This window comes from Georgenia deserti (assembly GCF_042680605.1).
Taxonomy (GTDB): domain Bacteria; phylum Actinomycetota; class Actinomycetes; order Actinomycetales; family Actinomycetaceae; genus Allobogoriella; species Allobogoriella deserti.
The window spans coordinates 178893-201350 of sequence record NZ_JBHUEE010000008.1; the positions used below are offsets into that span (position 1 = coordinate 178893).

General features: G+C 72.3%; 21 protein-coding genes. All 21 read left to right on the forward strand.

Features of this window, described 5'->3' with window-relative positions:
* Positions 1-9: 9 nt before the first annotated feature.
* The 21 genes from ACFSE6_RS15125 to pyrF all read left to right on the forward strand — a co-directional run bounded on the left by ACFSE6_RS15125 (position 10) and on the right by pyrF (position 22434).
* Entirely contained in the window at positions 10-1371 is a 1362-nt protein-coding gene (locus ACFSE6_RS15125; protein ID WP_388008911.1) for a replication-associated recombination protein A, read from the forward strand.
* Positions 1372-1519: 148 nt separating this feature from the next.
* On the forward strand, positions 1520-2143 hold the full coding sequence (gene rpsD, locus ACFSE6_RS15130) for a 30S ribosomal protein S4 (RefSeq protein ID WP_388008914.1): 624 nt from the start codon (positions 1520-1522) through the stop codon (positions 2141-2143).
* A 121-nt stretch (positions 2144-2264) separates the two neighbouring features.
* The gene (locus ACFSE6_RS15135; RefSeq protein WP_388008917.1) at positions 2265-2690 is read left to right on the forward strand and encodes a DUF948 domain-containing protein; all 426 of its coding nucleotides are present in this window, start codon (positions 2265-2267) and stop codon (positions 2688-2690) included.
* Between the two features lie 51 nt (positions 2691-2741).
* Positions 2742-5444, forward strand: a complete 2703-nt coding sequence (gene alaS, locus ACFSE6_RS15140) for an alanine--tRNA ligase (protein WP_388008920.1) — start codon at positions 2742-2744, stop codon at positions 5442-5444.
* Positions 5441-5923: a Holliday junction resolvase RuvX gene (gene ruvX / locus ACFSE6_RS15145; protein ID WP_388008923.1), complete on the forward strand. Its 483-nt coding sequence runs from the start codon at positions 5441-5443 to the stop codon at positions 5921-5923. The genes alaS and ruvX overlap by 4 nt, the downstream gene beginning before the upstream one ends.
* Positions 5920-7092: an endolytic transglycosylase MltG gene (gene mltG / locus ACFSE6_RS15150; RefSeq protein ID WP_388008926.1), complete on the forward strand. Its 1173-nt coding sequence runs from the start codon at positions 5920-5922 to the stop codon at positions 7090-7092. The genes ruvX and mltG overlap by 4 nt, the downstream gene beginning before the upstream one ends.
* Before the next feature lies 1 nt (position 7093).
* Positions 7094-8065, forward strand: coding sequence for a shikimate dehydrogenase (locus ACFSE6_RS15155; RefSeq protein ID WP_388008929.1), 972 nt, complete (start codon positions 7094-7096; stop codon positions 8063-8065).
* The gene (locus ACFSE6_RS15160) at positions 8062-8544 is read left to right on the forward strand and encodes a prepilin peptidase (RefSeq protein WP_388008932.1); all 483 of its coding nucleotides are present in this window, start codon (positions 8062-8064) and stop codon (positions 8542-8544) included. The genes ACFSE6_RS15155 and ACFSE6_RS15160 overlap by 4 nt, the downstream gene beginning before the upstream one ends.
* 43 nt (positions 8545-8587) lie before the next feature.
* Positions 8588-9802, forward strand: a complete 1215-nt coding sequence (gene aroC / locus ACFSE6_RS15165; RefSeq protein ID WP_388008935.1) for a chorismate synthase — start codon at positions 8588-8590, stop codon at positions 9800-9802.
* Positions 9799-11415 (forward strand): 3-dehydroquinate synthase, encoded by a 1617-nt coding sequence (aroB, locus tag ACFSE6_RS15170; protein ID WP_388008938.1) that lies wholly within the window; start codon positions 9799-9801, stop codon positions 11413-11415. The genes aroC and aroB overlap by 4 nt, the downstream gene beginning before the upstream one ends.
* Positions 11412-11948 (forward strand): shikimate kinase, encoded by a 537-nt coding sequence (locus tag ACFSE6_RS15175; RefSeq protein WP_388008941.1) that lies wholly within the window; start codon positions 11412-11414, stop codon positions 11946-11948. Before aroB ends, ACFSE6_RS15175 begins: the two co-directional genes overlap by 4 nt.
* Positions 11949-11980: 32 nt before the next feature.
* Complete coding sequence (locus tag ACFSE6_RS15180) at positions 11981-12610, forward strand: hypothetical protein (RefSeq protein ID WP_388008944.1); 630 nt, start codon at positions 11981-11983, stop codon at positions 12608-12610.
* Positions 12607-12978: a hypothetical protein gene (locus ACFSE6_RS15185; protein WP_388008947.1), complete on the forward strand. Its 372-nt coding sequence runs from the start codon at positions 12607-12609 to the stop codon at positions 12976-12978. The genes ACFSE6_RS15180 and ACFSE6_RS15185 overlap by 4 nt, the downstream gene beginning before the upstream one ends.
* Before the next feature lie 72 nt (positions 12979-13050).
* Complete coding sequence (gene efp, locus ACFSE6_RS15190) at positions 13051-13614, forward strand: elongation factor P (protein ID WP_388008950.1); 564 nt, start codon at positions 13051-13053, stop codon at positions 13612-13614.
* Entirely contained in the window at positions 13614-14042 is a 429-nt protein-coding gene (gene nusB, locus ACFSE6_RS15195; protein ID WP_388008953.1) for a transcription antitermination factor NusB, read from the forward strand. Before efp ends, nusB begins: the two co-directional genes overlap by 1 nt.
* Positions 14043-14110: 68 nt before the next feature.
* Positions 14111-14659: a bifunctional pyr operon transcriptional regulator/uracil phosphoribosyltransferase PyrR gene (gene pyrR, locus ACFSE6_RS15200; protein WP_388009139.1), complete on the forward strand. Its 549-nt coding sequence runs from the start codon at positions 14111-14113 to the stop codon at positions 14657-14659.
* The gene (locus ACFSE6_RS15205; RefSeq protein WP_388008956.1) at positions 14659-15630 is read left to right on the forward strand and encodes an aspartate carbamoyltransferase catalytic subunit; all 972 of its coding nucleotides are present in this window, start codon (positions 14659-14661) and stop codon (positions 15628-15630) included. The genes pyrR and ACFSE6_RS15205 overlap by 1 nt, the downstream gene beginning before the upstream one ends.
* Positions 15627-16949, forward strand: coding sequence for a dihydroorotase (locus tag ACFSE6_RS15210; RefSeq protein ID WP_388008959.1), 1323 nt, complete (start codon positions 15627-15629; stop codon positions 16947-16949). Before ACFSE6_RS15205 ends, ACFSE6_RS15210 begins: the two co-directional genes overlap by 4 nt.
* A gap of 85 nt (positions 16950-17034) precedes the next feature.
* Positions 17035-18249, forward strand: a complete 1215-nt coding sequence (carA, locus tag ACFSE6_RS15215; protein WP_388008962.1) for a glutamine-hydrolyzing carbamoyl-phosphate synthase small subunit — start codon at positions 17035-17037, stop codon at positions 18247-18249.
* A 4-nt stretch (positions 18250-18253) separates the two neighbouring features.
* Positions 18254-21583, forward strand: a complete 3330-nt coding sequence (gene carB / locus ACFSE6_RS15220; RefSeq protein WP_388008965.1) for a carbamoyl-phosphate synthase large subunit — start codon at positions 18254-18256, stop codon at positions 21581-21583.
* The gene (gene pyrF / locus ACFSE6_RS15225; protein WP_388008968.1) at positions 21580-22434 is read left to right on the forward strand and encodes an orotidine-5'-phosphate decarboxylase; all 855 of its coding nucleotides are present in this window, start codon (positions 21580-21582) and stop codon (positions 22432-22434) included. Before carB ends, pyrF begins: the two co-directional genes overlap by 4 nt.
* Positions 22435-22458: the final 24 nt, after the last annotated feature.

Genomic DNA, 22458 nt, shown 5'->3' on the forward strand with positions numbered 1-22458 from the left:
CCTGGGGGCGTGGATCTGTTCGAAGCGGCCGGCGCCGACACCGCAGGCGTGCCCACGGCGCGGGAGTCCTCACCGCTCGCCGTCCGGATGCGGCCGGCGTCGCTGGAGGAGGTGCTCGGCCAGGGTCACCTGCTCGAGCCGGGCAGCCCGCTGCGCCGGCTCGTCGAGCCCGCACCGGAGGGCCAGAACGGGCGAGTCGCCGCGTCCTCGGTCATCCTGTGGGGTCCGCCGGGCACCGGGAAGACCACGCTGGCGTACCTCGTCGCCCACGTCTCCGGTCGGCGGTTCACCGAGCTCTCCGCCGTCACCGCCGGGGTGAAGGACGTCCGCGGCGTCATCGACGACGCCCGCCGCCGGCTCGTCACCTCCGGTGAGGAGACGGTCCTGTTCATCGACGAGGTCCACCGCTTCTCCAAGACGCAGCAGGACGCGCTGCTGCCCGCGGTGGAGAACCGGTGGGTCACGCTGGTCGCCGCCACCACCGAGAACCCCAGCTTCTCGGTCATCTCCCCGCTGCTGTCCCGTTCGCTCATGCTGACCCTGCGCCCGCTGTCCGAGCAGGACGTGCGCGATCTGACCCACCGGGCTCTGACCGATGACCGTGGCCTCGGCGGGGCGCTCCGGCTGGAAACGGACGCAGAGGACCATCTCGTGCGCCTGTCCGGAGCGGACGCCCGTAAGGCCCTGACCATCCTCGAGGCCGCGGCCGGCGCGGCCGTCGCCGCCGGGGAAGAAGCCATCACCCTCGACGCCGTGGAGCGGGCCATCGACGTCGCCGCCGTGCGCTACGACCGCGCCGGCGACCAGCATTACGACGTCATCTCGGCGTTCATCAAGTCCATGCGCGGCTCGGACGTCGACGCCGCCCTGCACTACCTGGCCCGCATGGTGGTCGCCGGGGAGGACCCCCGGTTCATCGCCCGGCGGATCGTCATCGCCGCCGCCGAGGACGTCGGCATGGCCGACCCGACGGCGTTGCAGACGGCCGTCGCCGCCGCCCAGGCGGTCCAGCTCATCGGCATGCCGGAGGGACGGATCATCCTCGCTGAGGCGGTGGTCCACGTCGCCACGGCGCCGAAATCCAATCGGTCGTACCAGGCGCTCGACGCCGCCATCGGCGACGTCCGCGCGGGAAAGGTGGCCCCGGTGCCCGCCCACCTACGGGACGCGCACTACGCGCGTGCGGAGGACCTCGGGCACGGCGTCGGATACGTCTACGCCCATGACCAGCCGCACGGCGTCGCCGCTCAGCGGTACCTCCCGGAGGACCTCCTCGGCACCCGGTACTACCGGCCGACCACCCACGGACATGAGCGCGAGATCACAGCACGACTCGAGCGCATCCGGGAGATTCTCGACGCCGGTGACTAGGGCCCGCTGCTAGCATGGTGGGGTTGCCCAGGCGCCGATCACGCGCGCCTCGGTGGCCACCTGGGGTCCTGGCCAACGGGTCGACCCCACGCCGCGCGGTACCGAGCCGCGACGGTGTGACGCTACGACGACAGGAAGCACCACAACTATGGCAGTCTCCCGCACGCGCCGTCAGGTGCGTCTCTCGCGCGCTCTGGGTGTCGCCCTGACCCCCAAGGCCGTCAAGTACTTCGAGAAGCGCCCGTACGGTCCCGGTGAGCACGGGCGCGCCCGCCGCCGCCAGGAGTCGGACTACGCGGTCCGCCTCAAGGAGAAGCAGCGCCTGCGCGCCCAGTACGGCATCCGTGAGGCCCAGCTCCAGCGCGTCTTCGACGAGGCCCGCCGCGAGCAGGCCCTGACCGGTGAGTCGCTGGTCGAGCTGCTCGAGATGCGGCTCGATGCCCTCGTGCTGCGCTCCGGCTTCGCCCGCACGATCGCCCAGGCACGCCAGGCCGTCGTGCACCGACACATCCTCGTCGACGGCAAGCCCGTCGACCGCCCGTCCTTCCGGGTCAAGCCCGGTCAGGTCATCCAGGTCAAGCCTCGATCGCAGGCCATGGTCCCGTTCCAGGTGGCTGCCGCCGGCGCCCACCGGGACGTACTCCCGGACGTGCCGGGCTACCTCGACGTGCAGATCGAGAAGCTGCGCGCCGAGCTGGTCCGTCGCCCGAAGCGCAACGAGGTCCCCGTGACCTGCAACGAGCAGCTCGTCGTCGAGTACTACTCGCGCTGACCCTCGTTCCTCGTACGTGCGCCCCGGGCGAGCCGGCCATGCCGGTGCGCCTGGGGCGCAGTCGTTCGGGGTAGATTCACCCGGGCCGGTGCGCGCCGGCACGTGGAGAAGGAGGAGGCACATGTCCGTCGGTGACGTCGCCGGGCTCGTCGCTGCGCTCGCCTTCGTCGGGCTGGTCGTCGTGGTCGCGATCCCGTTGCTCAAGCTCTCCGCCGTCCTTGACGAGGCCCGCGGCACCGTGCGGCGGATCACCGACCACACGCTGCCGGCCATCGACGAGGCGGTCGAGACCATCCGGTCCACCAACGGTCAGCTCGCGAAGGTCGACACCGTCACCGCCTCGGCGGCACGGGTGACCGAGGACGTCTCCGCCCTGACCACGCTGGTCTCCGCCGTCGTCGGCGGACCGCTCATCAAGGTTTCCGCGTTCTCCTACGCGGTGCGACGCGTCCTCTCACGCCGACAGGGCGCCGGCGAGGCCTACCGCGAACGCGAGGCCGAGCTCCGCACGGCCCTCGTGCCCGAGGACACCCGCAGGCCGTCCTGAGCCGTCGACCGTTTCGATATCCCCGGCCCCTCCCGGCAGACTGAAGGAACCATGCGAACCGCCGACATCCGTACCCGCTGGCTAGACTTCTTCGCCGAGCGCGACCACCAGGTCGTCCCGTCCGCGTCGCTCGTCTCCCCGGACCCCTCGATCCTGTTCACGATCGCCGGGATGGTGCCGTTCATCCCGTACATCGTCGGCACCGAGAAGGCGCCCTGGCCGCGGGCCGTCAGCGTGCAGAAGTGCATCCGCACCAACGACATCGAGAACGTCGGCAAGACCACCCGCCACGGCACCTTCTTCCAGATGGCCGGCAACTTCTCCTTCGGCGACTACTTCAAGGACGGCGCCGTCGAGATGGCCTGGGACCTGCTGACGACACCGCAGGACCGGGGCGGGTTCGGCCTCGACGGCGACCGACTCTGGGTGACGATCTGGGACCAGGACCAGGTCGCCGCCGCCGCACTGCGCCGGGTCGGCGTGGATGAGCGGCACATCGTGCGACTGCCCCGCGAGGAGAACTTCTGGGACACCGGCCAGCCCGGTCCTGCCGGACCGTGCGCCGAGTTCCACTACGACCGCGGCCCCGAGTACGGGCCGGACGCCGAGGGCGGCACGGTCGACCCGGGCGGGGACCGCTACCTGGAGATCTACAACCTCGTCTTCGACCAGTTCCTCCGCGGCGAGGGCACGGGGAAGGACTACCCGCTGCTCGGTGACCTCGAGCAGACCGCCATCGACACCGGCCTCGGACTGGAGCGGCTCGCCTACGTGCTCCAGGGCCGGGAGAACATGTACGAGATCGACGAGACCTACCCGGTCATCGCCACCGCCGAGGAGATGTCCGGCAAGCGCTACGCCCTCGGGCGGAACTCCACCGCACCGGACGACGTGCGGCTGAGGGTCGTGGCCGATCACGTCCGTTCCGCCCTCATGCTCGTCGCCGACGGCGTCCGCCCCGCGAACGACGGTCGCGGCTACGTGCTGCGCCGGCTTATCCGCCGCGCGGTGCGCTCGATGCGGCTGCTCGGGGTCGACGAACCGGCACTGCCGGCGCTCCTGCCCGTCTCGCGCGACGCCATGAAGGCCTCCTACCCCGAGCTGGAGACCGACTTCGACCGCATCTCGCAGGTCGCCTACGAGGAGGAGGAGGCCTTCCGTCGCACCCTCACCTCGGGGACGACCATCCTCGAGGGTGCGGTCGGCCGCGCCAAGCAAGCCTCGCCTTCGCAGCCGGTGCTCAGCGGCGAGGATGCCTTCACGCTGCACGACACGTACGGCTTCCCGATCGACCTGAGCCTCGAGATGGCGGCCGAGCACGGTGTCAGCGTCGACGAGGAGGGCTTCCGGGCGCTCATGGCCGAGCAGCGCCAGCGCGCCCGTGCCGACGCGCTGGCGAAGAAGACCGGCCACGTCGACACCTCGCTCTACACCGAGCTGCAGCAGCGACTCGACGGCCCGGTGCAGTTCCTCGGCTACACCGACGACACCGCACAGGCCAGGCTCGTCGGCCTGCTGGTGGACGGCCGGCCCGCCGCGGCCGCAACCGCACCGGCCGACGTCGAAGTAGTGCTGGACCGGACCCCGTTCTACGCCGAAGCCGGTGGTCAGCTCGCCGACCAGGGCACCGTCACCTTCTCCGGGGGCGGCATCGTCGACGTCGCGGACGTGCAGTCCCCGGTCCGCGGCCTGAGCGTGCACCGCGGACGCCTCACCGAGGGAACCGTCACGGTCGACGAGCAGGCCGTCGCCAGCATCGACACGGCTCGGCGCCAGGCGATCGCGCGCGCCCACACTGCCACGCACATGGTGCACAAGGCGCTGCACGAGCACCTCGGCGAGCAGGCCACCCAGGCCGGCTCCGAGAACGCGCCCAACCGGATGCGATTCGACTTCCGGCACGGCTCCTCGGTGCCGGGCGACGTGCTGGGCGAGATCGAGGAGCGCGTCAACGACCGGTTGGCCGAGAACCTCGAGGTCACCGACGAGGTCATGGACCTGGACGAGGCACGCGCGGCCGGCGCCATGGCGCTCTTCGGGGAGAAGTACGGCCAGCGGGTCCGGGTCGTCTCGATCGGGGGCGACTGGTCGAAGGAGCTGTGCGGGGGCACCCACGTGCCGAGTACCGGCAACCTCGGCCGGGTGACCCTCCTGGGCGAGGCCTCCATCGGCTCCGGTGTGCGCCGGGTGGACGCCCTCGTCGGTCCCGGCGCCTACGACTACCAGGCCAAGGAGCACGCACTGCTGGACCAGATCAGCTCGTTGGTCGGCACTCGGCCCGAGGAGCTGCCGGAACGCGTCGACGCCCTCATGTCCCGGCTGAAGGCCGCGGAGAAGGAGTTGGCCACGCTGCGGCAGCGCCAGCTGCTCGCCCGCGCCGGCGAGCTCGCCTCGCAGGCGACGCGAGAGAGCGGGACGCTGGTCGCCACCCACGACGCCGGCGAGGTGGCCTCCGCCGACGACCTGCGCACCCTGGTCCTCGAGGTCCGCGGCCGTCTGGGCGAGGCGGACCCGGCCGTCGTCGCCGTCGGCGGTGTGGCCAAGGGCCGCCCCGTCGTCGTCGTCGCGACGAACCGGACGGCGCGCGAGGCCGGCCTGCGTGCCGGCGCACTCGTCAAGACCGCTGCGTCCACCCTCGGCGGCGGGGGCGGCGGAAAGGACGATCTGGCCCAGGGCGGCGGGACCGACTCCGCTGCGCTCGGTGCTGCGCTGTCCGCCGTCCGGGGGGATGTCGCGAACCTGGTGGGTGCATGAGTCAGCTCCGACGCGGGGTCCGGATCGCAGTCGACGTCGGCCGCGTCCGTATCGGTCTCGCGCGCTGCGACCCGGACGGGATTCTCGCCACCCCGGTCCGCACGGTGCAGCGCTCGAACGCCGCGCCCGACACGGACCTGCGTGAGATCGCCGACCTCGTGGGCGCGGAGAACGCCCTCGAGGTGCTCGTCGGACTGCCGCGCAGTCTGAACGGGAAGAACGGACCCGCCGCGACGACGGCGCGGCAGTACGCGCGCGCCCTTGCGGATCTCGTCGACGTCCCGGTACGACTGGTGGACGAGCGACTCACCACGGTCTCCGCGCACCAGGCGTTGCACTCCGCCGGCCGTTCCGGACGCCGGCACCGCGAGGTGGTCGACCAGGTCGCCGCCGTCCTCATCCTGGAGCAGGCGCTCGAGTCGGAGCGCCGCACCGGCGTGCCGGCGGGCGAGGCCGTCGAGAGGACGCAGCGCACGTGAACGACCTCTTCGAGACCAGCCAGGACCACGAGCAGCAGCCGTTGCGCGACCGGCGGGCGCACCGCCGCGAGCTGCGCCGCGCCCGCCGGCGCCGCCGGATCCGCACGTTCATCGTCCTCACGGTGACCGTTGCGGTCGTCGTCGGACTCGGTCTGTGGGCCTACCCGCGGGTGCGGGATATGGTCACCGCCGGCCCCACGGTCGAGACGGACTACCCGGGGCCCGGGCACGGCCAGGTCGAGGTGACCATCCCGGACGGCGCCACCGGGCGCGAGATCGCCACCCTGCTATCCGAGGAGGATGTCGTGGCGACGCCGGGCGCGTTCGTCGACGCCTTCGACGACAACGCGAACGCGTCCCTCATCCAGCCCGGCACGTACACGCTGCGGCAGGAGATGGCGGCGGCGGACGCCGTCGCGGCCCTGCTGGACCCGGCGAACCGCGCCGAGGTCACCATCACGGTGCCGGAAGGCTTCACGACCTGGCAGGTCTACGAGCGGATCGCGGCGGTCGCGGGGGTTTCCCTCGAGGAGGTCGAGGCGGCCGCCGAGGACACCGAGGCGATCGGGCTCCCCGAGGCCGCCGACGGCGACCCTGAAGGGTGGTACGCACCGGCCACCTACTCGTTCGAGCCGGACGACGACGTCACCACCATGCTCTCGGCGATGATCGACCAGACAGTCGAGCGACTCGACGAACGCGAGGTGCCCGAGGACGAACGCGACCGGGTGCTCACCATCGCCTCGATCGTCGAGCGTGAGGTGAACCTGCCTGAATACCACGCGCAGGTGGCGCGCGTCATCCTCAACCGCCTCGACGACCGCGGCGGGGAGACCAACCGACGCCTGCAGATGGACTCGACCGTGCTGTACGGCAACGGCGAGGTCGGAGGCATTCCGACGCAACGTCAGCTGCGCGACGAGGAAAATCCGTACAACACCTACGAGAATCCTGGTCTGCCGCCGACGCCGATCGGCTCACCAGGCACGGCCGTCATCGACGCGGTGCTCGACCCGGCCGAAGGGGACTGGCTCTACTTCGTCACCGTCAACCTCGACACCGGGGAGACGTTGTTCGCCTCGACCCGGGCGGAGCAGCAGGAGAACGTCGAGCGGCTGCGCGAGTGGTGCGAGCAGAATCCGGACTCGTGCGGGGACTCGGAGGGCTGAGGTGGCGATCGTCGGCGAGGACGTGACCGGTGCGCCGCGCCGCCGGGCGGCTGTGCTGGGGCATCCGGTGCGGCATTCGCTCTCACCGGTACTGCACCGGACCGCCTACGCCGGGCTCGAGCTCGACGGGTGGGAGTACGGCCTGCAGGAGGTGACCGCCGAGCAGCTACCTGCCGTGCTCGCACAGCTCGACGCGACATGGGCCGGGCTGTCACTGACCATGCCGCTCAAGCAGGCTGTCATCCCGTTGCTCGACGTCGTCGACCCGCTGGCCGAGGTGACCGGCGCCGTCAACACGCTCGTCGTGCAGCCCGGACGCGACGACTCCGCGGGCCCGCTGGTGGGGTTCAACACCGACGTCGCCGGAATCGTCGCGGCGCTGCGCGAGGCCGCCGGCGACCCGGACGGTTGGGCACCCCGAACGGCGGCTGTGCTCGGCGCCCGCGCCACCGCCTCCTCCGCGCTCGCCGCACTCGGGGAGCTCGGCGTGCCGGCGCCGGAACTGATCGCGCGGCGGATCGGCGGTCCGGGTTCGGCCGTCGCCGCGGCGCACCGGATGGGCATCGAGGTCCGGCACCGGCCCTGGCCGGACGCGCAGGCCGGCGCCGGCGCCCTGCTCGAGGCCCGCCCGGACGTCGTGGTCTCGACCGTGCCGGCCGGCGCAGCGGACGCGGTCGCCGGTGTGCTCGCCGAACGGTTGGGCCCGCAAGATCTCGCCGGGTCGGTCCTGCTCGACGTCGTGTACGCGCCGTGGCCCACGCCTCTCGCGCAGGCCTGGCAGGGGGCCGGAGGCGCGATCGCCCCGGGCTGGCTGATGCTGCTGCACCAGGCCGTCGCCCAGGTCCGGCTGTTCACCGGGCGGATGCCCGATGTGCCGACCATGCGCCGGGCGCTCGAGGCCGAGATGGGCCGTCGGGCGGCGGGGGGATCGATACCGGAATACCCCGCCGTTCTCCCTCTGGGGGACGCGTGACGCAGCCGGTGGCGATCGTCGCTGCCGGCGTGCTCCTCCTCCCGGTGTGCGGGATCCTGGCCGTCGTGGACGCACGCAGCCACCGGCTGCCGGACCGGCTCGTCGCGCTCGCCTACGCGGTGCTGCTGGTGCCATTGGTGGCGGGGGTGCTGGCCGGTAACGTGACGGGCTCCCGCCTGGGCTGGGCCCTGGCAGCCGGAGCAGTGACCATGGTCGGCTACTTCCTCCTGGGGCTCCTCCGCGTCGGGGGCCTCGGCCTCGGCGACGTCAAGCTCTCGGGTGCGCTGGGCACCTGGCTCGGCCTGTTCGGATGGGAGGCCGCCGTCGCGGGTGTCGTCCTCACCTTCGTGCTGGGCGGGCTGTGGGCCCTGACTCTGCTCGTCTCACGGCGCGCAGGCCTGCGCGACCACGTGGCCCTCGGCCCGTGGATGATCCTCGCCGCAGCGCTGGTCACCGCCGGTGCGGGTCTCGGGTCCTGACCTACGGGGCAGGACGCCGGCGACGTCGTGGCAGGATCGAGTCATGCTGAGATGGACCACCGCAGGCGAGTCGCACGGTCCGGCGCTCGTGGGCGTGCTCGAAGGCGTCCCGGCGGGTCTCGAGATGACCTCCGCCCATATCCGGGAGGCACTGGCCCGGCGCCGGCTCGGTCACGGACGCGGCGCCCGGATGAGGTTCGAGCAGGACGAGGTCCGCTTGCTCGGCGGCGTGCGGCACGGACTGACCATGGGCGGTCCGGTGGCGATCGAGATCGCCAACTCCGAGTGGCCCAAGTGGGAGACCGTCATGGCGGCCGACCCGGTCCCGCCCGAGTCACTGCTCGTCGACGCCGGTACGGGCGACGAGCGCGAGGTCGCCCGCAACCGGCCGCTGACCCGGCCCCGGCCCGGTCACGCGGACCTCGTGGGAATGCAGAAGTACGCGTTGGACGAGGCCCGCCCGGTACTGGAACGCGCCAGCGCGCGCGAGACGGCGGCGCGGGTCGCCCTCGGGACCGTTGCGGCCCGGGTGCTGGAACAGGTCGCCGGGGTGCGCCTGGTCTCCCACGTGGTCCAGATCGGCCCGGTGAGCGTGCCCGAGGACGCCTCGCTGCCCTCACCCGACGACGTCGCAGCCCTGGACGGCGACCCGGTGCGCTGCTTTCACGACGAGACCTCGGCGGCGATGGTCGCCGAGATCGACGCCTGCCAGAAGGACGGTGACACCCTCGGCGGCGTGGTCGAGGTGGTCGCCTACGGTGTCCCGCCCGGCCTGGGCTCCTACGTCTCCGGCGACCGGCGACTCGACGGGCGCCTCGCCGGCGCGCTGATGTCGATCCAGGCGGTCAAGGGCGTCGAGGTGGGCGACGGCTTCCGGACGGCGGGGCGCCGCGGTTCCGCCGCCCATGACGAGATCGTCCGCTCAGACGACCGGCTCACCCGTGCCACCAACCGCGCGGGCGGCACCGAGGGCGGGATGAGCAACGGCGAGCCGCTGCGCGTGCGCGCCGCGCTCAAGCCGATCTCGACCGTCCCGCGGGCGCTGGCGACCGTGGACGTGGCGACCGGGGAGCCGGCCCGCGCGATCCACCAGCGCTCCGACGTGTGCGCCGTCCCTCCCGGAGCCGTCGTCGCCGAGGCGATGGTGGCGCTGGTGCTCGCCCAGGCGCTGCTGGAGAAGGTCGGCGGCGACTCGGTCGCGGAGTCCACGCGGAACCTGCGCGCCTACCTGGACGCCATCCCGGAGGCGATGCGGTGACGAGCGAGCACCGGACGGGCCGGCCCACCGGGCCCCGCGCCGTCCTCGTCGGACTGCCCGGCGCCGGCAAGACGACGGTCGGCCGGGCTCTCGCCGCCCGGCTCGGCACCGACTTCCTCGACACCGACGACGCCGTGGAGACCGCCGCCGGCCTGACCATCGCCGAGTACTTCCGGTTGCACGGTGAGGCGGCGTTCCGCGACCTGGAGCACGACGTCGTCACCCGTGCACTCACCGAGCACGACGGCGTCCTGGCCCTCGGTGGCGGCGCCGTCCTCGACCCCCGCACCCGCCGCACCCTGCTGGCCTGCCCGGTCGTGCTGCTCGAGATCGACGTCGCCGAGGCCGTCGACCGGCTCGGCGGCTCGCACGACCGACCGTTGCTCGCGGGCGACCCGCGCGCCCGGCTGGCCGGGCTGCGTGCCGAACGGGAACCGCTGTACCGCGAGGTCGCCCGGATCGTCGTGGACGCCGGCGGGCCGGCGGACGAGGTGGCCGCCCGGATCGCCGCGCGTGTGCCGAACCGGATCGCCGTCGGTACGGGGCCGGACAGCTACGACGTCGTCGTCGGCCGTGGGCTGGACGGCGCGGTGGTCCGTGCCGCCGCCGGAGCGCGACGCGCCTTCCTCGCGCACGCCCCGACGACCGCCGGCCTGGCGCAGCGGCTCACCGACGCGATGGAGGCCGCCGGCATCCGGGTGGTCGGCCATGAGCTGCCGGACGCCGAGCGGGCCAAGACCATCGAGACCGTCACCGCGTGCTGGGACCGGCTCGCGGACGAGCGGTTCGGCCGTGAGGACGTCGTCGTCGGTGTCGGTGGCGGCGCGACGACGGACGTCGCCGGGTTCATTGCCGCCACGTGGCTGCGTGGGGTCCGCGTCGTCAACGTGCCGACCACGCTTCTGGGCATGGTCGACGCCGCACTCGGCGGCAAGACAGGAATCAACACCAGTGCCGGGAAGAACCTCGTCGGCTCGTTCCATCCGCCTGCGGCTGTGGTCTGCGACCTCGACGCGCTCGGGTCCCTGCCGCCGGTCGACCTGCGCGCGGGGCTGGCCGAGGTGGTCAAATGCGGCTTCATCGCCGACCCGGAGATCCTGCGCCTCGTCGAGGCCGACGGTGCCTGCGCAGCCACCGAGGTCGGCTCACCGGTCCTGCGCGAACTGGTCGAACGCGCGGTCGCCGTCAAGGCACGGGTGGTGGGCGAGGACCTGCGCGAGGCCGGGATGCGCGAGATCCTCAACTACGGGCACACGTTCGCCCACGCGCTCGAGCTCGTCGAGGACTTCACCTGGCGCCACGGTGACGCCGTCGCCGTCGGCATGGTGTTCGTGGCCGAGCTCGCCCATGCCGCCGGCCTCCTGGACGCAGCTGTCGCCGACCGGCACCGGCAGGTCCTCACCGCGCTGGGCTTGCCGACGACCTATCGCGGGGCGTCCTGGGACCAGCTCGCCGAGGCGATGTCGCGGGACAAGAAGGTGCGCGGCGGTGAGCTGCGGTTCGTCGTGCTCACCGACGTCGGCGCGCCGACCGTGCTCCGCGCCCCGGACCCGGAACACCTGGCCGCGGCGTTCGCCGCCGTGGCCGGGGACGACGCGGACAACCGCCCGTGAGCGGCCCTGTCCTCGTGCTCGTCGGCCCGCCGGGAGCCGGCAAGTCCGTCGTCGGCCGCGCCGTCGCCGAGCGCCTGGGCGTCGAGTTCGTGGACACCGATGCCGCGGTCGGCGCCCGTGCCGGGAACGACGTCGGCGCGGCGTTCGTCGACCTGGGCGAGGAACGGTTCCGTCAGCTCGAGGCCGAGGTGGTCCGCGAGGCGTTGACCACCTCGGGCGTGGTGGCGATCGGCGGCGGCGCCGTCACCGCGGTCCGGCCGCAACTCGAACGGTGCGCCGCGGCAGGGACGGCTGTGGTGTTCCTCGACGTGTCCCTGTCGGCGGCCGCCTCCCGGGTCGGGTTGAACGTGCCGCGTTCCGTGGCGCTGGGCAATGCGCGTGCCCAGCTCTCGGCCATGCTCGAGGAACGGCGGCCCGGCTACGCGGCGGTCGCAACCGCCGTGGTCGAGACCGCCGACAGGGAGGTGGCCGAGGTGGTGGACGCCGTCCTCGATGAGATCGCCCATTCAGATGGGTCAAGCTCCACACCTTGATCATGCAGCATCAAGGTTTTAGCCTTGATGCCATGTGGTTCGTGCTCACGGCCGACCAGCACGCCAGCCGCACACGCGGCGACCGGGTACCGGCCGTCCTGAAGGACCTGCACGCGTGGGCCCGCACGCACGGCGCGACCGTGGCGCTCCCGGCCGAACGGACGGTCGGGGACGAGATCCAGCTCGTCCTCACCGAGGCCGAGGCCGCCGTCGACCTCGCCCTGCGTCTGTGCCGGCGCGGCGAGTGGGCGGTCGGACTCGGCGCCGGGGACGTGGACGAACCGTTGGGCGAGAGTGCCCGTGCCAGCTCCGGCCCGGCGTTCGTCCACGCACGCGAGGCGGTGGAACGGGCCCGTGGACGCGGCGAACCGGTCCCGCTCGTCGCCGCGGGGGAGCGGCACGAGGCTGCGGCCGACGCCACGGCCGTCCTGCAACTGCTGGGCGCCGTCGTCCGCCGGCGCTCGGACGCCGGCTGGGAGGTGACCGACCTGCTCACCGACGGTGTCACCCAGCGGTCGGTGGCCGCCACGCTGGGGATCTCCGAGCAGGCGGTCAGTCAGCGCGTACGGTCGGCCATGCTGGAGGAGGAGCGCCGGGCACGGCCGGTCGCGGCCGGCCTGCTTCGCCGCGCCGGCGGCGGGAAGGAGAAGCGCGGGACATGACGGGACTGCTCGTCACGGGCGTCGTGGTCGGCGCCCTGCTGCTCTCGATCCTGCCCGGCAGCGCCGTCGTCGCCGCGATCCTGCGGCGGGTGGAGGACGACCCGGCGCCCGGCGTGCTCCGCGGCGGCACGTGGATCGGCGTGCTCGAGCGGCTCGCGATCACCGGGACCATCCTCGCCGGCTTCCCCGAGGCGGTCGCCGTCGTCCTGGCCATCAAGGGCCTCGGACGCTACCCCGAGTTGCGCGAGTCCCACCCGGATCGCCGTAGCCCGGCGGCGGAGCGCTTCATCATCGGCACCCTCGCCAGCTACGTGTGGGCCGGCGTGTTCGGCGTCACCGGCGCCATCGTGCTCGGCGCGATATCCTGACCGCCGCCCTGCGCGCAGGCCCGCCTGCGCCGGCACGCGAGTAGACCCCCACCGACGAAGGACGGCCCACGCATGGCATCGACGAACGACCTGAAGAACGGGATGGTGCTCAACCTCGAGGGACAGCTCTGGTCTGTCGTCGAGTTCCAGCACGTCAAGCCCGGGAAGGGGCCGGCGTTCGTCCGTACCAAGATCAAGAACGTCCTCTCCGGCAAGATCGTCGACAAGACGTTCAACGCGGGCGTGAAGGTCGAGACCGCCACCGTCGACCGACGGGACATGCAGTACCTGTACAACGACGGCTCCGACTACGTGTTCATGGACTCGGAGACCTACGAGCAGATCCCGATCGCGCCCGAGGTCGTCGGTGACGCCGCGCGCTTCATGCTGGAGAACCAGGACGTCATCGTGGCCATGCACGACGGCACCGTGCTCTTCGTCGAGCTGCCGCCGTCCGTGGTGCTCGAGATCACCTACACCGAGCCCGGCCTGCAGGGAGACCGGTCCTCCGCGGGCACCAAGCCGGCCACCGTCTCCACCGGCGCCGAGGTCCAGGTGCCCCTGTTCCTCGAGCCCGGGACCCGGATCAAGGTCGACACGCGGTCGGGGGACTACCTCGGCCGCGTGAACGACTGATGGCCGCACGCACCAAGGCCCGCCGCCGCGCCCTCGACGTCCTCTTCGAGGCGGACCAGAAGGGGCTCACCGGCGGCGAGGAGATCGTCCAGCTGCTGCGCCAACGCCAGCACGTCACCGTCGCCCAGGGGCCCTTCCCCGCCTACGCCGTCGAACTGGTCGAAGGCGTGGCGGCTTATCTGGACCAGATCGACGAGCTCCTGAGCACCTACTCCCAGGGTTGGACGCTCGAGCGGATGCCCACCGTGGACCGCTGCGTCCTGCGCCTCGGTGCCTGGGAGCTGCTGCACAACGACGACGTCCCGGACGCCGTCGCCGTCGACGAGGCCGTACACATCGCCGGCGAGCTGTCCACCGACGACTCGCCGAGCTTCGTCAACGGCATCCTCGGCCGACTGCTGGAGCTCAAGCCCACGCTGGGGCTGTAGCATCACCCCGACAGACATCCTTTAAGGCCCGTCCCGTGAGGCGGGGAAGGAGGTCCCCTGTGGCCGGCATGCCCACCCGCGAGGTACTCACCGCCTCGGACATCTCGCGATCGCTCACCCGGATCGCGCACGAGATCCTCGAACGTAACCACGGCAGCGAACGCGTCACGGTGCTCGGTATCCCGACCCGCGGCGTGCCGCTCGCCCGGCGCATCGGCGAACGTCTCGCGCACACCGAGGGCGGGGCCGAGATCCCGGTCGGCTCCCTCGACGTCACGATGTACCGCGACGACCTGCGCGGACAGCCCACCCGGACCCTGCAGCGCACCGACCTGCCGGAGCCCGGGATCGATGACCGGATCGTCGTCCTCGTCGACGACGTGCTCTACTCCGGACGGACCATCCGCGCAGCCCTCGACGCGCTCGGCGACCTCGGCCGCCCGGCGGCCGTCCAGCTCGCCGTCCTCGTCGACCGCGGCCACCGCGAGCTGCCGATCCGCGCCGACTTCGTCGGCAAGAATCTGCCGACCGCGGCGACCGAGCGCGTCGACGTCCACCTCGCCGAGATCGACGACGTGCCGGACGCGGTCACCATCTCGGGAGGGGAGGCACACTGATGCGGCACCTGCTCTCCACTGCGGAGCTCACCCGGGACGAAGCCGTGCGCATCCTCGACACCGCCGAGGCCATGGCCGCCACCCAGGGCCGATCCATCAAGAAGCTGCCCACGCTGCGCGGTCGGACCGTGGTCAACCTCTTCTTCGAGGACTCCACGCGCACGCGGATCTCCTTCGAAGCCGCGGCCAAACGCCTCAGCGCCGACGTCCTCAACTTCTCCGCCAAGGGCTCCTCGGTCTCCAAGGGCGAGTCCCTCAAGGACACCGCGCTGACGCTGCAGGCGATGGGCATCGACGCCGTCGTCATCCGGCACCACGACTCGGGAGCCCCGCACCGCCTGGCCCATTCCGGCTGGATCGACGTGCCGGTCCTCAACGCAGGCGACGGCACGCACCAGCACCCCACCCAGGCCCTGTTGGACGCGTTCACACTGCGCCGACACCTCAGTGCCGACGGCGAGACTCCGGCGCCCGAGGACACCGCGCTGGACGGCGCGTCGGTCGTCATCGTCGGGGACGTGCTGCACTCCCGGGTCGCACGCTCGAACGTGTCCCTGCTGCACACGCTGGGCGCCCGCGTCACCGTGGTCGCCCCACCCACGCTGCTGCCGGTCGGCATCGAGCCGTGGCCCTGCGAGGTCCGCTATGACCTCGACGAGGCGCTGGCGGAGGCGGTACCGGACGCGGTGATGATGCTGCGCGTCCAGCGCGAGCGGATGACCAGTGCCGGCGGGTTCTTCCCGTCCCCGCACGAGTACCACCGCCGCTACGGCCTCGACGGCGAGCGGCTGGCGCGCCTGCCCGAGCGGTGCGTGGTCATGCATCCGGGCCCGATGAACCGGGGCCTGGAGATCAGCGCCGAGGCCGCCGACTCGCCACGTTCGACGATCGTCGAACAGGTGGGCAACGGCGTCGCCGTCCGGATGGCCGCCCTGTACCTGCTGCTCGCCGGTGAGGAAGGAATCGCATGAGCACCGACTACCTGATCCTGGGGGCCCGCCTCCTCGGTGAGGAGCCGGCCGACCTGGTCCTGCGCGACGGTGTCATCGCCTCGCTGGGTGCGGACACCGCCCACCCCCGGGACGGCGTCGAGCTGGTGACCGTCGACGCCGACGGCCTTCTCGCCCTCCCCGGCCTGGTCGATCTGCACACGCATCTGCGCGAGCCGGGCCGTGAGGACACCGAGACCGTCCTCACCGGAAGCCGTGCCGCCGCGGCCGGCGGCTTCACGGCCGTGCACGCCATGGCCAACACCACGCCCGTCGCGGACACCGCCGGCGTCGTCGAACAGGTCCATCGGCTGGGGATCGACGCCGGTTACGTCGACGTGCGCCCCGTCGGGGCCGTCTCCGTGGGACTCGAGGGCACCCGGCTCGCCGAGCTCGGGGCCATGGCCTCCTCGGCCGCAGGGGTCCGGGTCTTCTCCGACGACGGACACTGCGTCGACGACCCGGTGCTCATGCGGCGGGCGCTCGAGTACGTCAAGTCCTTCGACGGTGTCATCGCTCAGCACGCCCAGGAACCGCGCCTGACGGTCGGCGCGCAGATGCACGAGGGCGTCGTCTCCGCCGAGCTCGGACTGGCCGGGTGGCCGGCGGTCGCCGAGGAGTCCATCATCGCCCGGGACGTCCTGCTCGCCGAGCATGTCGGCTCGCGACTGCACGTGTGCCACCTCTCGACCGCCGGCAGCGTGGACATCGTCCGCTGGGCGAAGGCCCGCGGTATCGACGTCACGGCCGAGGTCACACCGCACCACCTGCTGCTGACCGACGAGCAGGCCCGCAGCTACGACCCCCGCTACAAGGTCAACCCGCCGCTGCGCACCGCCGAGGACGTCGAGGCGGTCCGCGCCGGGCTCGCGGACGGCACGATCGACGTCGTCGCCACCGACCACGCTCCGCACGCTGACGAGGACAAGGACTGCGAGTGGCCGGCCGGCGCGTTCGGCATGACCGGCCTGGAGACCGCCCTACCCGTAATCCAGGCGACGATGGTCGAGACCGGTCGTCTGACGTGGGCCGATGTCGCACGGGTGCTGTCCACCACACCGGCCCGCATCGGCCGGGTGAGCGGCCAGGGCCGCCCCGTCGCCGTCGGGGAACCCGCCAACCTCACCCTCATCGACCCGGCTGCCCGGCGCCGCGTGGAGCCGGCCGCCCAGGTCACCCGGAGCCGCAACACCCCGTTCGCCGGCACCGAACTGCCCGGCCGTGTGGTCGCCACCTTCCTGCGCGGCCGCGCCACTGTGTACGACGGCGCCCCCGTGGCGCACGAGGAGGTCAACGCATGATTCCGAGGAGCCCCCGCGGAGGTACGGCGAGGAACGAGACGTGCCGGAGCGAGGCACCGCAGGGATCAGGCGAAAGGAGTGCCGCATGAGTGCTCAATCTGCTACCGAACCCGCGCCGCGGGCCCGCCGCGGTGGCCAGCGCGAGCCGGCGCTGGTCGTCCTCGAGGACGGCACCGTGCTGCGCGGCCGCGCGTACGCCGCCCTCGGCCGCACGGTGGGTGAGATCGTCTTCGCCACCGGCATGACCGGCTACCAGGAGACGCTGACCGACCCGTCCTACCACCGGCAGATCGTCGTCATGACGGCACCGCACATCGGCAACACCGGCGTCAACGACGAGGACCCGGAGTCCGGCCGGATCTGGGTCGCGGGGTACGTCGTGCGGGACCCGGCACGCCGAGCCTCGAACTGGCGGTCCCGCCGCGAGCTGGAGGACGAGCTGGCCGACCAGGGCGTGGTCGGCATCTGCGACGTCGACACCCGCGCGCTGACCCGCCACCTCCGTGAACGGGGTGTCATGCGTGCCGGGATCTTCTCCGGCCCTGCGCTGCCGGCCGGCGCCGAGTACCCGACCGACCAGGCCCTCGAGGTGCTGCTCGACGTGGTGCGCGAGTCCCCGCCGATGACCGGAGCGGACCTCGCTCGGGAGGTCTCCACTCCCGAGGCGTACGTGGTCGAACCGGCGGGTGATCCGGTGGCGACCGTCGTGGCCATCGACCTCGGCATCAAGTCGCGCACGCCGGAGCAGCTCGCCGCGCGCGGGGCCCGCGTGCACGTGCTGCCGCAGAACTCCACCCTCGCCGACGTACTCGCGCTGCATCCCGACGGCGTCTTTTTCTCCAACGGGCCCGGCGACCCCGAGGCGGCGGGCCACGAGGTCGACCTGCTGCGCGGGGTGCTCGACGAGGGGGTGCCGTTCTTCGGGATCTGTTTCGGCAACCAGCTGCTCGGCCGCGCTCTGGGCTACGGCACGTACAAGCTCGAGTTCGGTCACCGCGGTGTCAACCAGCCCGTGCTGGACAAGGAGACCGGCCGGGTGGAGATCACCGCCCACAACCACGGCTTCGCCGTCGACGCGCCGGTCGGCGAGGCGTCCGTCGCCCCGTTCGACGGCGGCCGCTACGGCCGGGTGGAGGTCTCCCACGTGGGCCTGAACGACCAGGTTGTCGAAGGTTTGCGGGCCCTGGACATCCCCGCCTTCTCGGTGCAGTACCACCCGGAGGCCGCCGCCGGCCCGCACGACGCCGAGCACCTGTTCGACCGATTCATCCGTGTCATGACCGAGAGGAAGGGCCGCTGAGCCGATGCCGAGACGAGAAGACATCTCCAGCGTCATGGTGATCGGCTCCGGTCCGATCGTCATCGGGCAGGCGGCCGAGTTCGACTACTCCGGCACCCAGGCGGTCCGAGTACTCCGCGAGGAGGGCTTGCGCGTCATCCTCGTCAACTCCAACCCCGCGACCATCATGACGGACCCCGAGATGGCCGACGCCACCTACGTCGAGCCCATCACCCCAGAATCGGTGGCCGCGATCATCGCGAAGGAACGGCCGGACGCGCTGCTGCCGACCCTGGGCGGGCAGACCGCGCTGAACACGGCGATCTCGCTGGAGCAGAACGGCGTGCTCGCCGAGTACGGCGTCGAGCTCATCGGAGCCTCCATCGAGGCCATCAATCTCGCCGAGGACCGGGAGGCCTTCAAGGGCGTCGTCGAACGCTGCGGCGCCGAATCCGCGCGGTCGGCGATCGTCCACTCCCTCGAGGAGTGCCACGCGGTGGCGGCCGAGCTCGGCTACCCGCTCGTGGTACGGCCGTCGTTCACCATGGGCGGGCTCGGATCCGGCATGGCCTACACCCCCGAGGATCTCGACCGCATCGCCGGCGCCGGCCTGCACTACTCGCCGGTGACCGAGGTGCTCCTCGAGGAATCCATCCTCGGCTGGAAGGAGTTCGAGCTCGAGCTCATGCGGGACAAACACGACAACGTCGTCGTCGTGTGCTCGATCGAGAACGTCGACCCGGTAGGTGTGCACACCGGCGACTCGATCACCGTCGCCCCTGCGCTGACCCTCACCGACCGGGAGTACCAGAAGCTGCGCGACGTCGGCATCGCCGTGATCCGCGAGGTCGGGGTCGACACCGGCGGCTGCAACGTCCAGTTCGCGGTCGACCCGCGTACCGGCCGCGTCGTCGTCATCGAGATGAACCCGCGCGTCTCCCGGTCCTCGGCGCTGGCGTCGAAGGCGACCGGCTTCCCGATCGCCAAGATCGCCGCGCGGCTGGCGATCGGCTACACCCTCGACGAGATCCCGAACGACATCACGGGCTCCACGCCGGCGAGCTTCGAGCCGACGCTCGACTACGTCGTCGTCAAGGTGCCGCGGTTCGCGTTCGAGAAGTTCCCCGCGGCCGACCCGACGCTGACCACCACGATGAAGTCGGTCGGGGAGTCGATGGCCCTCGGACGCAACTTCACCGAGGCGCTGCAGAAGGCCATGCGCTCGATCGACAAGCGTGGCGCCGCCTTCCACTGGGACGCCCCGCCCCCCGAGGGCGAGGCCGTCCGCGAGCTCGTCCGGCGCGTGCGCACGCCCGGCGAGACACGGCTGGTGGACGTCCAGCAGGCGCTGCGCGGCGGGGCGAGCATCGAGGAACTGTACGAGGCCACCGGCATCGACCCCTGGTTCCTCGACCAGCTCGCGCTGATCGAGGAGGTCGCCGCCGAGGTCGCCCAGGCCCCGGCGCTGAGCGAGCCGGTGCTGCGGCTGGCGAAGAAGCACGGCTTCTCCGACACACAGATCGGGCGGCTGCGCGGACTGGGGGAGGAGGCCGTGCGCGAGGTCCGGCACGCCTACGGCCTGCGCCCGGTCTACAAGACCGTCGACACCTGCGCCGCAGAGTTCGCCGCCCGTACCCCGTACCACTACTCCTCCTACGACACCGAGACGGAGGTCGTGCCACGGGAGAAGCCCGCGGTCATCATCCTGGGCTCGGGACCGAACAGGATCGGCCAGGGCATCGAGTTCGACTACTCCTGCGTGCACGCCACGCTCGCGCTGGCGGGTCGGTACGAGACCGTCATGGTCAACTGCAACCCGGAGACCGTCTCGACGGACTACGACATCTCCGACCGGCTGTACTTCGAACCGCTGACCTTCGAGGACGTCCTCGAGGTCTACCACGCCGAGCTCGCGGCGGGCCCGGTGGCCGGCATGATCGTCCAGCTCGGCGGGCAGACGCCGCTCTCGCTCGCCCAGCGGCTCGCCGACGCCGGTGTGCCGATCCTCGGGACCTCGCCGGAGTCGATCGACCTGGCCGAGGACCGTGGCGAGTTCGGCACCGTGCTGCGCCGGGCCGGCCTCCCGGCCCCCGCCTACGGCACCGGCACCTCTCCCGAGGAGACGCTGCGCGTGGCCGGCGAGATCGGCTATCCCGTGCTCGTGCGACCGAGCTACGTCCTCGGCGGTCGCGGCATGGAGATCGTCTACGACGAGCCCGGCCTGCGCGACTACCTCGAGCGCACCGCAGCCGCCGCCGGTTCCGCGGGGGACGCCGTGCACCGGGCGGCGCCGCTGCTCATCGACCGGTTCCTGGATGACGCGATCGAGATCGACGTCGACGCGCTCTACGACGGTACCGAGCTGTTCCTCGGCGGGGTCATGGAGCACATCGAGGAGGCGGGCATCCACTCCGGCGATTCCGCCTGCGTGCTGCCCCCGGTGACGCTCTCCGCCGCGGAGATCGACCGCATCCGGCGCTCGACCGAGGCGATCGCCGCCGGGGTCGGCGTGCGGGGCCTGCTCAACGTCCAGTTCGCGCTCGCCTCGGACGTGCTCTACGTCATCGAGGCGAACCCCCGTGCCTCACGCACCGTGCCGTTCGTCGCCAAGGCCACCGGCGTGCCGCTGGCCCGTGCCGCCGCCCGGGTCATGGCGGGGGAGTCCATCGCAGACCTTCGCGGGGCGGGCGTGCTGCCCGCGACCGACGGCGCCGTCGTCGACCTCGAGGACCCGCTGGCGGTCAAGGAGGCGGTGCTCCCGTTCAAGCGGTTCGCCACGCCGGACGGTTCCGTGGTGGACACGCTGCTCGGCCCGGAGATGCGCTCCACGGGTGAGGTCATGGGCTTCGACGCCGACTTCCCGACGGCGTTCGCCAAGTCCCAGGCCGCGGCGTACGGCGGGCTGCCCACCACCGGCCGGGTGTTCGTCTCGGTCGCCGACCGGGACAAGCGCTCGATCATCTTCCCGGTCACCCGACTCGTCGAGCTCGGGTTCGAGATCCTCGCCACCGCGGGCACCGCGGGCGTGCTGCGCCGCTACGGCGTGCGCGCGACGGTGGTGCGCAAGGCGAGTGACGGCCGCGGGCCGGACGGCGAGCCGACGATCATCGACCTCATCCGCGACGGCAACGTGGACATGGTGATCAACACCCCGAACGGGCAGGGCGCCCGGGCGGACGGATACGAGATCCGGGCCGCGACCACCGCCGCGGACCGGCCGATCGTCACGACCGTCCAGGAGTTCGGTGCCGCCGTCCAGGCTGTGCAGGCGCTACGGGACGGGCAGTTCGAGGTCCGCAGTCTCCAGGATCACGACGCCGCCCGCGTCGCCCGCCGAGCGGGGGCCGCGCGGTGACCGGTTTCGGGGACCGACTCGCCGCGGCCCGCGCCGAGAACGGCCCGGTGTGCGTGGGGATCGACCCGCACCCGGAACTGCTCGCCGCGTGGGGGTTGAGCGACGACGGCGACGGATTGCGAACGTTCGGGCTGGCCGTGGTCGAGCGCCTCGCCGGGAAGGTGGCCGCGGTCAAGCCGCAGTCGGCGTTCTTCGAACGGCACGGCTCCGCCGGCGTCGCCGCGCTCGAGGACGTCCTCGCCGCGGCCCGTGAGGCCGGCGTGCTCACGATCCTCGACGTCAAACGCGGCGACATCGGCTCGACCATGGGCGGCTACGCCGAGGCGTACCTCGACGACGCCTCCCCGCTGCGGGCCGATGCCGTGACCCTCAGCCCCTACCTCGGGTTCGAGTCCCTCCGGCCCGCACTCGATCTAGCGCGCCGCACCGGGCGCGGCGCGTTCATCCTCGCGCTGACCTCCAACCCGGAGGCGGCCGCCGTCCAGCGGGCCCGGCACGACGGTGTCTCCGTAGCCGCCCGGATGGCCGCCGGTGCCGCCGATGAGAACGCCGCGGCGCGTGCAGCCGGCGAGTGGGCTCGGCTCGGCCCGGTGGGCCTCGTCGTCGGCGCCACGATCGGTCCGACCGCCGGTGCGGCGGGAGTGGACCTGGCCGCCGTCGACGGGCCGCTGCTGGCGCCGGGAATCGGCGCCCAGGGCGCCGGTGCCGCCGAGCTGACCGAGGTCTTCAGCACCGCTCGTGAGCGTGTGGTCGCTAGCAGTTCACGGGGTGTGCTCGCGGCCGGTCCGGAAGGGCTCGACGCCGCCGCCGAGGCACTCCGATCCGAGGTCAGCGCGGTGCTGACCTCGTGAGAGGCGTTGCCCTGACTCCGTCGG